We start from the raw sequence: 12,452 nt of genomic DNA, 5'->3' as shown, positions 1-12,452 counted from the left end.
CTCCCTCGAAGGTTCTCCCACCGCGCCATCGCGGCTAAGATGCCCTCATGTGCCACGCTAGGCGAATCGGATCCGCACCATGATACAGATCGAAGCTCTCCCCGCTTTCTCCGACAACTACATCTGGTTGTTACAGGATACTGCCAAACGCCGTTGTGCGGTGGTCGACCCGGGCGATGCCGGCCCAGTGGAGCGCTGGCTGGCTGCCAACCCGGAGTGGGTGCTGAGCGACATCCTCGTCACCCACCACCACAATGACCATGTCGGCGGGGTGGAACGGCTCAGGCAATTGACCGGCGCACGGGTCTGTGGCCCTGCCAACGAGCGCATTCCCGGCCGCGACCTGGCCCTGGACGAAGGCGACAGGGTGGACGTACTGGGTGTGACGTTCCAGGTACTGGCGGTACCCGGCCACACCCTGGGGCATATCGCCTTCTTCAGCGACCAGCCAGCAACGCCCATCCTGTTCAGTGGCGACACCCTGTTCGCCGCCGGTTGCGGGCGCATGTTCGAGGGTACACCCGAACAGATGCAGCCCGCCCTCGCCCGCCTGGCGGCCCTGCCAGAGCAGACACAAGTGTACTGCGCCCATGAATACACCCTCAGCAACCTGCGCTTCGCCAAGGCTGTGGAACCGACCAACCCGCACGTTCAGCAACGCTTCGAGGAGGTTACCCGTTTGCGCGCCGAAAATCGCATCAGCTTGCCCTCAACGATCGGCCTGGAGCGCCTGACCAACCCCTTTCTGCGTACCTCTGAAACATTAGTTAAACAAAAAGCAGACGAATGGAAGGGACATTCAAACACCTCGCATGTCGCTGTTTTTGCTGCCTTGAGGTCTTGGAAGGACACCTTCTGATAACCGCAAGATATATCGCAAGTGAGGGTAGAAGGTTGACCGGGGCCGGAGCGGTTTCTAGAATCGCCGAAATTTTTCGCCCGGATACCCGTGTCAGCCGATGTCTTCCCGTAGCCGCAGAACCTCTCATTCCGCCGCCCTGACGCGCCTGGCCCAAATCAGCGCGCTGGCCCTGGCCGCCACGCTGGTGGGCTGCCAGAGCACCCGTCAGCTCGACGAATCCGATAGCGTTCGCGCGCACAACTACCAGGCACGGATCAAGCACAAACCTTCACCGCTGCTGGTCAAGCCGGCCGAACAGGCGCCGCAGGATGTCTGGGAGCGCATGCGCCAGGGCTTCGCCCTGCAGGACAGCATCGACGTCAACCCGCGCATCGAGCAGCAGCGCTTGTGGTTCGCCAGCAACCCGACCTTCATCGAAAGCGCCGGGGAACGTGGCAGCCTCTACCTGCACTACATCGTAGAGCGCCTTGAAGAACGCGACATGCCGCTGGAACTGGCCCTGCTGCCAGCCATCGAAAGTGCCTACAACCCCATGGCCTACTCACGCGCCAGCGCTGCCGGCATGTGGCAGTTCATGCCGGCTACCGGTCGCCACTTCAACCTGCGCCAGACCAACTTCTATGACGGCCGCCGCGATGTCACCGCGTCGACCAACGCCGCGCTGGACTACCTGACCCGCCTGCACGACATGTTCAACGGCGACTGGCTGTTGGCCCTGGCGGCCTACAATGCCGGCGAAGGCACCGTCAGCCGAGCCATCGAGCGCAACGAAAGGCTCGGCCTGCCGACCGACTACTGGAACCTGCCGCTGCCACAGGAAACCCGCGACTACGTGCCCAAGTTACTGGCACTGTCGCAGGTGGTGTCCACGCCAGAAGCCTATGGTGTCAATCTTACCCCGATCGCCAACGAACCGTACTTCGAAGCGGTGGCGATCAATGACCGCCTGGACCTTACCCGGGTCGCGGCCTTTGCCAACATCGACGAGGACGAGCTGATCCAGCTCAACCCGGCATTCAAGAAGCGCATGACCGTCGATGGCCCGAAACAGCTGCTGGTGCCCACCGCCAAGGCGCAGTTGCTCAGTGCCAGCCTGTCCAACCTCAACCCGGAGCAACTGGTCAGCCTGCAACCGCCGAAAGCAGCGTTTGCCCGGGCCGTGGCCGAAGCCAAGGCACCGACGGCGCGCAGCTACCGGGTCAAGCGTGGCGATAACCTGAGCGCCATCGCCAAGGCCAACCGTGTGTCGGTCAAGGACATCAAGCGCTGGAACCGTTTGTCCGGCAACAGTCTGCGTGCTGGCCAGGTTCTGGCCCTGCGCGGCGGCAGTGCACCGAGCGCCGCCGGCAACCGGGTTGCCGCCTCCGGGAAGCGCTCCACGCAATACAAGGTCCGCAAGGGCGACTCCCTGTACCTGGTGGCCAAGCGCTTCAATGTGGAAATGAAGCACCTCAAGCGTTGGAACCCACGCAGCGGCCATGCCCTCAAGCCAGGCCAGACCCTGACCGTCTACCTCGGGCATTGAGTCGTTACAGGGGCTGCTTTGCAGCCCATTCGCGGGCACGCCCGCTCCCACAGGTTTTTCACAGCCCTCAAAGCCGGTGCCGTACCTGTGGAAGCGGGCGTGCCCGCGAATAGGCCTGAAAACCCAGCCACTGGAAAACCCCAGCCCCTCTCTTTTTCCAACCCCACCAAGCTGTTACTGTACTCGATCAAAGCCCAACGCCTCTGGATCGGATGCCGACTTGATACGTCCCCTCCTGCTGTCACTCAGCCTGGCCTTGAGCTTTCCCGCAGCCGCGATGGTGAGCGAAAGCCACGGATACGCGCAGTTCGGCACGCTCAAGTACCCAGCCACCTTCACCCACTTCGACTGGGTCAACCCGCAAGCGCCCAAGGGCGGCACGTTGCGGGCCATGGCTTTTGGTACCTTCGACACGCTCAACCCCTACACCTTCAAAGGGTCGAGCCCGATTACCACGCCCAATTTCCAGCAGTACGGCATCAGCGAGCTGAACGAGCCACTGATGGTCGGCACGGGCCAGTACGACCCGTCCGGTGACGAGCCGACCTCCAGCTATGGCCTGATCGCCCGCTCGGTGGAGTACAGCGAGGACCGCAGCTGGGTGGTGTTCAACCTGCGCCCCGAAGCCCGCTGGCATGACGGCCAGCCCATCACCTCGGCTGACGTGGCCTTCTCGTACCGCACGCTGCTCAAGGATGGCCACCCGATCTACCGCACCAACCTGCAGGAAGTGCAGCGGGTGGACATCCTCGGCCCGCTACGCATCCGCTTCGTGTTCAAACGCGCCGGCAACCCGCTGCTGATCCTGCGTCTGGGCGAAATGCCGGTGCTGCCCAAACACTACTGGCAGAAGCGCGACTTCAAGGCCACCACCTTCGAGCCCCCCTTGGGCAGCGGGCCCTACCGCATCACCCAGGTACAACCCGGACGACGCCTGGTGTTTGAACGGGTGAAGAACTACTGGGGCAAAGACCTGGCGGTCAACCGTGGCAAGTACAATTTCAATCGGGTCGAATACGAGTTCTATCGTGACGCGACGGTGGCCTTCGAAGCATTCAAGGCCGGCGAGTTCGACATCTATATCGAGCACCAGGCAAAAAACTGGGCCAACGGTTACAACTTCCCTGCCGTGCGCCGGGGTGAAGTGATCAAGGCACAAATCCCGCACAGCATCCCCACGCAAACACAGGGCCTGTTCATGAACAGCCGCCGGGCCGCGTTCAGTGACCCGCGGGTACGCCAGGCGCTGGGGCTGATGCTGGACTTCGAGTGGACCAACCGCGCGCTGTTCAGCAGCGCCTACCGCCGCTCGACCAGCTACTACCCCAACAGCGAGTTCGCCGCCAGCGGCCTGCCCACCGGCAAGGAGTGGCTGCTGCTGGCGCCGTTCCGTGACCAGTTGCCGGCCAAGCTGTTCAGCGAACCGTACAAGGTCAGCCACACCGATGGCCGGGGTATCAGCCGCCAGACCCTGCGCCAGGCCCTGGGCCTGCTCGCCGAGGCCGGCTGGAAGCTGCACGGCCAGCGCCTGGTCGACAGCAAGGGCCAGCAATTGCGCATGGAACTGCTGCTGGTAAATCCCAACCTTGAACGCATCCTGCAACCTTATGTCGAAAACCTGTCCAGCATCGGCATCGATGCGCGCTTGCGCACCGTGGACCGTGCCCAGTACAAACAACGCCTGGACCAGTTCGATTTCGACATGATTCTGATGACCCTGAACCAGACCCTCAGCCCCGGCCTCGAACAGTGGCTGTACTTCCATTCCAGCCAGGCCGTGACAAAGGGCAGCAAGAACTATGCTGGGGTCAAGGACCCGGTGGTCGACCACCTGCTCGACACCCTGCTCGCCGCCCGCACCCGCGATGACCAGGTCGCCGCTGCCCGCGCCCTGGACCGCGTGCTCTCATGGCACTACTACATGATCCCCAACTGGTACCTCGACAACCATCGCCTGGCCTACCGCAACCGGTTCGCCTTCGTCACCACGCCGCCCTACACCCTTGGGCTGAACAGCTGGTGGATCAAGACTTCGGAGAAAGCCCAATGACGCCAACGCACCGTCTGCGCCGGCTGGCAGGCAGCCTGTTGCTCGCCTGCCTGAGCCTTCCCGCGCTGGCCGCACCGCAGCACGCGCTCACCCTTTACGATGAGCCACCCAAGTACCCCGCCGACTTCAAGCACTTCGACTACGTCAACCCGGATGCGCCCAAGGGCGGCACCTTCCGCCAGTCCAGCTTCGGCGGCTTCGACAGCCTCAACCCGTTCATCAACAAAGGCGTGGCGGCCGAGAACATCGGCATTATCTACGACACCCTGATGCGCCAGAGCCAGGATGAACCGTTCACCGAATACGGCCTGGTGGCCGGCAAGATCGAAAAGGCCCCGGACAACAGCTGGGTGCGCTTCTACCTGCGCCCTGAAGCGCGCTTCCATGATGGCCATCCGATGCGCGCCGACGACGTGGTGTTCACCTTCAACGCCCTGATCAAGGACGGCGCCCCGCTGTACCGCCAGTACTACGCCGACGTCGCCGAAGTGGTCGCCGAAGAACCGCTGAAGGTGCTGTTCAAGTTCAAGCACAAGAACAACCGCGAGCTGCCACTGATTCTCGGCCAGCTGCCGGTACTGCCCAAGCACTGGTACGAAAACCGCGAGTTCAACCGCGGCAACCTGGAAATCCCGTTGGGCAGCGGCCCGTACAAGGTCGCCAAGGTCAAGGCCGGGCGCTCGGTGCGCTACGAACGGGTCAAGGACTACTGGGCCAAGGACCTGCCCATCAACCGCGGCTTCTACAACTTCGATGCCATGACGTTCGACTCCTACCGCGACACCACCGTCGCCCTGGAGGCCCTCAAGGCCGGGGCATTCGACTATGGCCTGGAAGTCAGTGCTAAGAACTGGGCCACCGCCTACAACGTGCCCGCCGTGCGCGAAGGTCGCCTGATCAAGGAAGAGCTGCCCAACGGCAACCCCACCGGTATGCAGGGCTTCATTTTCAACATCCGCCGCCCGGTGTTCCAGGATGTGCGTGTGCGCCAGGCCCTGAGCCTGCTGCTGGACTACGAGTGGACCAACAAGCAGCTGTTCAACGGCGCCTACACCCGTACCGGCAGCTACTTCGAGAACTCGGAAATGGCCGCCCGCGGCCTGCCCAGCCCCAACGAGCTGAAAATCCTCGAACCACTGCGCGGCAAAGTGCCCGAGCAAGTATTTACCGAGATCTTCCACAACCCGGTCAGTGACGGCAGCGGCATGATCCGCGAGCAACAGCGCCAGGCCTACAAGCTGTTGCAGGAAGCCGGCTGGAAAATCGTCGACGACAAGATGGTCGACGCCCAAGGCAAGCCGGCAAGCATCGAGTTCCTGCTGGCGCAGACCGAGTTCGAACGCATTCTGCTGCCGTTCAAGCGCAACCTTGCCGACCTCGGTATCGAGCTGAACATTCGCCGCGTCGACGTTTCGCAGTACATAACCCGCCTGCGCTCGCGTGACTACGACATGATCGTTGGCGGCTACCCGCAATCCAACTCGCCAGGCAACGAGCAGCGCGAGTTCTGGTCCAGCGCCGCCGCCGACAACCCCGGCAGCCGCAACTTCATCGGCCTGCGCGACCCGGCCATCGACCAACTGGTGGACCAGTTGATCAACGCCGACTCTCGGCAGAGCCTGATCGACCACTGCCGCGCCCTCGACCGCGTGCTGCTGTGGGGCTATTACGTGATTCCCAACTGGCACATCAAGACCTGGCGTGTGGCCTACTGGAACCACATCGGCCACCCGAACGTGTCGCCCAAGTACGACATCGGCATCGACACCTGGTGGATCAAGCCCGATGTAACCCCGGCGGTCAGCGAAGCGCCTGCGGACGAGGCCAACTAAGATGCTGGCCTACATCCTGCGCCGCCTGCTGCTGATCATTCCGACCCTGTTCGGCATCCTCATCATCAACTTCATCATCGTCCAGGCCGCCCCCGGTGGCCCGGTCGAGCAAATGATCGCCAAGCTCGAAGGCTTCGAAGGCGCCACCAGCCGCATTGCAGGTGGCGGCGCCGAGGTTTCCGTGGCCGGCTCCAGCTACCGCGGCGCCCAGGGCCTGGACCCGGCGCTGATCGCTGAAATCGAGCGCATGTACGGTTTCGACAAGTCGCCGCCCGAGCGGCTGTGGATCATGGTCAAGAACTATGCCCGGCTGGACTTCGGCGACAGCTTCTTCCGCGACGCCAAGGTGATCGACCTGATCGCCGAGAAGATGCCGGTTTCGATCTCGCTGGGGCTGTGGAGCACGCTGATCATGTACCTGGTGTCGATCCCGCTGGGGATCGCCAAGGCCGTGCGCCACGGCAGCCACTTCGACGTGTGGACCAGTTCGGCGATCATCGTCGGCTACGCCATCCCGGCGTTCCTGTTCGCCATCCTGCTGATCGTGCTGTTCGCCGGTGGCAGCTACTTCGACTGGTTCCCGCTGCGTGGCCTCACCTCCAACAACTTCGACGAACTGAGCACCACCGGCAAGGTGCTGGACTACTTCTGGCACCTGGTGCTGCCGATCACCGCGCTGGTCATCGGCAACTTCGCCACCATGACCCTGCTGACCAAGAACAGCTTCCTCGACGAGATCAACAAACAATACGTGGTCACCGCCAAAGCCAAAGGCCTGAGCCGATCACGGGTGCTGTACGGCCACGTGTTCCGCAACGCCATGCTGCTGGTGATCGCCGGTTTCCCTTCGGCGTTCATCGGCATCTTCTTCACAGGCTCCTTGCTGATCGAGGTGATCTTCAGTCTCGACGGCCTCGGCCTGATGAGTTTCGAAGCGGCCATCAACCGCGACTACCCGGTGGTCTTCGGCACCCTGTTCATCTTCACCCTGCTGGGGCTGGTGGTGAAACTGATCGGCGACCTGACCTACACCTTGGTCGATCCGCGCATCGACTTTGCCAGCCGGGAGCACTGACATGGCCTTGTCCCCCCTCAACCGCCGGCGCTTCGAGCGTTTCAAGGCCAACCGCCGTGGCTGGTGGTCGTTGTGGCTGTTCCTGATTCTGTTCGGGCTGAGCCTGGGCGCCGAACTGATCGCCAACGACAAACCGATCGCCGTACGTTACGACGGTGAATGGTACTTCCCGGCGTTCAAGCGTTACCCGGAAACCACCTTCGGCGGGGAATTCCCGCTGGAAGCCAACTACAAGAGCCCCTACATCCGCGAACTGCTGGCGAAGAAAGACAGCTTCGTGCTGTGGGCGCCCATTCCGTTCAGCTACCAGAGCATCAACTATGACCTGCGTGTCCCCGCCCCCGCCCCACCTTCGGCGGACAACTGGCTGGGCACCGACGATCAGGGCCGCGACGTGCTGGCGCGGGTGATCTACGGCTTCCGCATTTCGGTTCTGTTCGCCCTCACCTTGACCGTGGCCAGCTCCATTATTGGCGTCATCGCAGGCGCCCTGCAGGGGTTCTACGGTGGCTGGGTCGACCTGGCCGGGCAACGCTTTCTGGAAATCTGGTCCGGCCTGCCTGTGCTGTACCTGCTGATCATCCTGGCCAGCTTCGTGCAACCCAACTTCTGGTGGCTGCTGGGCATCATGTTGCTGTTCTCGTGGATGAGCCTGGTGGATGTGGTACGCGCCGAGTTCCTGCGCGGGCGCAACCTGGAATACGTGCGCGCCGCCCGTGCACTTGGCATGCGCAACGGCGCAATCATGTACCGGCACATCCTGCCCAACGCCATGATCTCGACCATGACCTTCATGCCGTTCATTCTCACCGGTGCCATCGGCACCCTCACCGCCCTGGACTTCCTCGGCTTCGGCCTGCCCGCCGGTTCGCCCTCGCTGGGCGAACTGGTGGCGCAGGGCAAGTCCAACCTGCAAGCGCCATGGCTGGGCATCAGCGCCTTTGCCGTGCTGGCGCTGATGCTGAGCCTGCTGGTGTTCATCGGCGAATCCGCCCGCGACGCCTTCGACCCGAGGAAGTGACATGAGTGAACAGAACCTGATCGAAGTGCGGGACCTGGCCGTGGAGTTCGTGACCGGGGACCAGGTCAACCGGGTGGTGGACGGCGTCAGCTTCGATATTCGCAAAGGCGAGACACTGGCCCTGGTGGGCGAAAGTGGCTCGGGCAAATCGGTCACCGCGCACTCGATCCTGCGCCTGCTGCCCTATCCCCTGGCCCGGCACCCCAGCGGCAGCATCCGCTACGAAGGCAAGGACCTGCTGCAGCAGAACGAGAAGACCCTGCAGCGCATTCGCGGTAACCGCATTGCGATGATCTTCCAGGAGCCGATGACCTCACTCAACCCGCTGCATTGCATCGAGAAGCAGATCAACGAAATCCTCCTGCTGCACAAGGGCCTGACCGGCAAGGAAGCGACTGCGCGCACCCTGGAGTTGCTGGATATGGTCGGCATTCCAGAGCCGCGCAAGCGCCTCAAGGCCCTGCCCCACGAATTGTCGGGCGGGCAGCGCCAGCGGGTAATGATCGCCATGGCGCTGGCCAACGAGCCCGAGCTGCTGATTGCCGACGAGCCGACCACGGCGCTGGATGTGACCGTGCAGCTGAAGATACTCGAGCTGCTCAAGGAATTGCAGGCACGTATGGGCATGGCCCTGTTGCTGATCAGCCATGACCTGAACTTGGTACGCCGCATCGCTCACCGCGTGTGCGTGATGCAGCGTGGGCAAATTGTCGAGCAAGCCGAATGCGCCACGCTGTTCAGTTCGCCACAGCACCATTACACCCAGATGCTGATCAATGCCGAACCCAGCGGGCTGCCGGCGCACAATCCGGTGGGCGCGCCGTTGCTGGAGGTGGATGACCTCAAGGTCTGGTTCCCGATCAAGAAGGGCTTTCTGCAACGCACGGTCGACCATGTGAAGGCGGTGGACGGGGTCAACTTCAGCTTGCCCCAGGGCCAGACGCTGGGCATTGTTGGCGAATCCGGGTCGGGCAAGTCCACATTGGGCCTGGCGATCTTGCGGCTGATTTCCAGCCAGGGCGGCATTCGCTTTCATGGGCAGAACCTCGAAGGGCTGAACCAGAAAGCCGTGCGACCCTTGCGGCGGGAAATGCAGGTGGTGTTCCAGGACCCGTTTGGCAGCCTGAGCCCGCGCATGTGCGTAGCGGATATCGTCGGCGAAGGGTTGCGCATTCACGGTATTGGCAATGCGCAGGAACAGGAAGCGGCGATCATCGCGGCGCTGGAGGAAGTGGGGCTGGACCCGCGCACGCGGCATCGCTACCCGCATGAGTTTTCGGGTGGCCAGCGCCAGCGCATAGCGATTGCCCGGGCGCTGGTGCTGAAGCCGGCGCTGATTCTGCTGGATGAGCCCACCTCGGCGCTGGACCGTACCGTACAGCGGCAAGTGGTCGAGCTGCTGCGTAATCTGCAGCAGAAGTACAACCTGACCTACTTGTTCATCAGCCATGACCTGGCAGTGGTCAAGGCGTTGAGCCACCAATTGATGGTGATCAAGCATGGGCATGTGGTAGAGCAAGGGGACGCGCAGGCAATCTTCCATGCGCCGCAGCATCCCTATACGCGGCAGTTGCTGGAGGCGGCGTTTTTGGAGGTTGAGGATTTGTAGGAGAAGGGTGTGTGTTCGCCTTGATTCTTGCTGCGCTCGATCTACGCAACACCGCAAAACCCAAGGCAGGTGCCCTGACGCAATCGGGCGTAGAACACCTGGAGATTACATACGCCCGGGTTATCAGAAATCAATGGTCCCGGAGAACTTCACCAGTCGCGGGTCACCCTGGGTCAGGTAACCGCCGTTAGCCGAAGCCCAGTAGTTCTTGTCGGTCAGGTTCTCCACATTCACCCGCAAGGTCAGGTCTTTCTCCGCTACCTTCAACTTGTAGCGGGCACCGGCATCGAAACGGTTCCAGGTCGGCAGACTGACATTGTTCGCCGCATCGACGAACTGGCCACCGGTGCGCAGCATCCTTGCATTCAGCGCCAGACCCGACACGCCGGGCACGTCCCAGTCGACGCTGGCATTGAGCTGGAACGTCGGCACGCCGATGGCATGGTTGCCATCGTTGCTGCCGTTAGCGGTATTTTTCTGCTCCGAGGTCATGCGCGTGCCGCCGGCCATCAGGCGTAAGCCCTGGACCGGCTCGCCGAACACACTCAACTCCAGGCCTTTGTTGACCTGCTCGCCGTCGCGAATGAAGACATTGTTCAAGGTGTAGCCGTCCGAAGGCTTCTCGATACGGAACACGGCCAGGTTCGCACCAAAGGTCTGTCGGTCGAACTTGATACCAGCCTCAAGCTGCTTGGTGCGGCCTGGCGGGAACATCTCGTTGGCGTTCGACACATTGGCTGGCGCCGTCGGCCCCTGCGCCAGACCTTCGATGCGGTTGGCATACAAGGAAATGCTGTCGGTGGCCTTGAAAACGATGCCATAGACCGGTGTGGTGATGGACTCCTCGTACGGGTCGCCTTTGCGGCTGCCGTCATTCGCCAGGTTGGGCTGCCCTTGGGAAACAGTGCCATCGTAGGTGTAGCTTTCCACCCGCAGTTGCTGCCGTCGCAAGCCGTAAGTCAGCAGCAGGCGGTCATCGAAGACGCCAATGGTGTCGGAAATCGCGATGCTCCGCGCGCGAGTCTTGCCGGTGACACCAGGGTCACCCATGTCGCCACCCGTGCTGGTGACCGTGCCCGGCTTGGCCTGCTGCACGGTGTCGTAAATGTTGGTGTTGATTGGCGAATAGAAGATGTAGGCGTTTTCCGCCTGGGTCCACATGGTATTGGCTCCCACGGCGATCTGGTGGCTGATCGGCCCGGTCTGCAGCCGCCCATTCAGGCCGGTACTGAAGCTGGTGTTGTCTTCGCCGTGCACGATGTCCGAAGCGGTCATCGTCGCTGCGCCGCTGTTGCCGACCAGTACCGGCGTGCCGTAGGTACCATGCTCGCGCGTGTGACGGGCGCCGCCGGCGAGGTAGGCGGTCCAGTTGTCGCTCAGGTCCCATTCGCCACGAACCATGCCGAAGGTATCTTCCGACTCACTGTAACTCCAGTTCTGGCCATAGTTGTGACTGGCATCCGGGGCGGTCGGAGCCTTGGTCGCGGTGCTGCCCAGGCGCACCGAATTGCGCAGGTGGTTGATGCGCTGTTTCTGGTAGCCGATATCAGTCGACACGCGGAAGTTGTCGCCGCGGTAGTCCAGGCCAGCGGTGAACAGCTTGGTGCGCTGGTCCTGGTCGTCGACGGCGGTTTCACCTTCGCGCTGGCTGAGGTTCAGGCGCGCGCCGAAGCGGTTGTCCTCACCGAAGCGCTGGCCGATATCCAGGTGCTCGCCAATGCGGCCATCAGAGCTGATGTCCTGGGTATAGCGGCGGGTCGGCTCATCGCCGGCGCGCTTGGGCTGCAGGTTGACGTTGCCGCCCAGGCCGGTGCCAGTCGGGCTTACGCCATTGAGGAAGGCATTAGGCCCCTTGAACACTTCGACCCGCTCGACGCCGTCGGTGGACATGATCTGTCGCGGCAAGATGCCGTACAGGCCATTGAATGAAATATCGTCGCCAGCCAACGGCAAACCACGGATCACGAACACTTTGGACTGGTTGCCGAAGCCGAATGATTCACGCACCGAAGGATCGTTGGCCAAAACGTCACCGATATCCTCCGCCTGCTGGTCCTCGATCACCTTGGCGGTATAACTGGTCATGGTAAACGGCACATCCATGTAGTCCTGGTTACCCAGCACGCCCATCCGCCCGCCACGGGCAACCTGGCCTCCGGCAAACTCGTCCGGTAACGCGTCGGGCCGCGCTTTCAACGCATCGGCGCTGACATCGGTCGCCTCCAGCTGGATCGGCTCGGCAGCCTGCGCCATCAGGGTTACGGAACAGCAGATCGCCAGTAATGCGGGGCGTGAGGGAATACGGGAAGGCATTTGTAAATTCCTGACAGCGCTGAGGAAGTGAAACTAAATGTAAATGGTAATACTTACCAAACACAAACATCAACCCAGGTACATGGCAAAGGGCTGCCATTTATCAGGATTTCTGATCACGATCGTCTTTCATCATCAGCCAGATCGGGCATACAGTCGCTGCTG

Annotated in this window: 8 protein-coding genes; 7 read left to right on the top strand and 1 reads right to left on the bottom strand. The window is 62.2% G+C overall.

Annotation, left to right across the window (positions count from 1 at the left end; genetic code table 11):
* Window positions 1–79 precede the first annotated feature (79 nt).
* From gloB to ACF8FG_RS08610, 7 genes are all read left to right on the top strand, one after another.
* Window positions 80–859, top strand: a complete 780-nt coding sequence (gloB, locus tag ACF8FG_RS08640) for a hydroxyacylglutathione hydrolase (RefSeq protein WP_119714031.1) — start codon at window positions 80–82, stop codon at window positions 857–859.
* A gap of 100 nt (window positions 860–959) precedes the next feature.
* Entirely contained in the window at window positions 960–2,387 is a 1,428-nt protein-coding gene (locus ACF8FG_RS08635) for a lytic transglycosylase domain-containing protein (RefSeq protein ID WP_014590300.1), read from the top strand.
* A 220-nt stretch (window positions 2,388–2,607) separates the two neighbouring features.
* Window positions 2,608–4,437 carry an extracellular solute-binding protein gene (locus ACF8FG_RS08630; RefSeq protein ID WP_041166876.1) on the top strand — a complete coding sequence of 610 codons (1,830 nt, stop codon included), beginning with the start codon at window positions 2,608–2,610 and terminating at the stop codon, window positions 4,435–4,437.
* Window positions 4,434–6,269, top strand: coding sequence for an extracellular solute-binding protein (locus ACF8FG_RS08625; protein ID WP_076402755.1), 1,836 nt, complete (start codon window positions 4,434–4,436; stop codon window positions 6,267–6,269). Before ACF8FG_RS08630 ends, ACF8FG_RS08625 begins: the two co-directional genes overlap by 4 nt.
* Window position 6,270: 1 nt before the next feature.
* Window positions 6,271–7,344, top strand: coding sequence for a microcin C ABC transporter permease YejB (locus ACF8FG_RS08620; protein WP_014590297.1), 1,074 nt, complete (start codon window positions 6,271–6,273; stop codon window positions 7,342–7,344).
* 1 nt (window position 7,345) lies between these two features.
* Complete coding sequence (locus ACF8FG_RS08615; protein WP_014590296.1) at window positions 7,346–8,365, top strand: ABC transporter permease; 1,020 nt, start codon at window positions 7,346–7,348, stop codon at window positions 8,363–8,365.
* 1 nt (window position 8,366) lies between these two features.
* Window positions 8,367–9,974, top strand: a complete 1,608-nt coding sequence (locus ACF8FG_RS08610) for an ABC transporter ATP-binding protein (RefSeq protein ID WP_014590295.1) — start codon at window positions 8,367–8,369, stop codon at window positions 9,972–9,974.
* A gap of 123 nt (window positions 9,975–10,097) precedes the next feature.
* Here the strand turns inward: ACF8FG_RS08610 and ACF8FG_RS08605 are convergent, their stop codons facing one another.
* Complete coding sequence (locus tag ACF8FG_RS08605; RefSeq protein WP_014590294.1) at window positions 10,098–12,287, bottom strand: TonB-dependent siderophore receptor; 2,190 nt, start codon at window positions 12,285–12,287, stop codon at window positions 10,098–10,100.
* Window positions 12,288–12,452 lie beyond the last annotated feature (165 nt).

Origin of the sequence: Pseudomonas sp. YQ_6 (genome assembly GCF_043103245.1) — a bacterium.
GTDB lineage: Bacteria > Pseudomonadota > Gammaproteobacteria > Pseudomonadales > Pseudomonadaceae > Aquipseudomonas > Aquipseudomonas alloputida.
The sequence above is the reverse complement of the archived record's forward strand: the minus strand, read 5'-3'. Positions and strand labels throughout refer to the sequence as shown.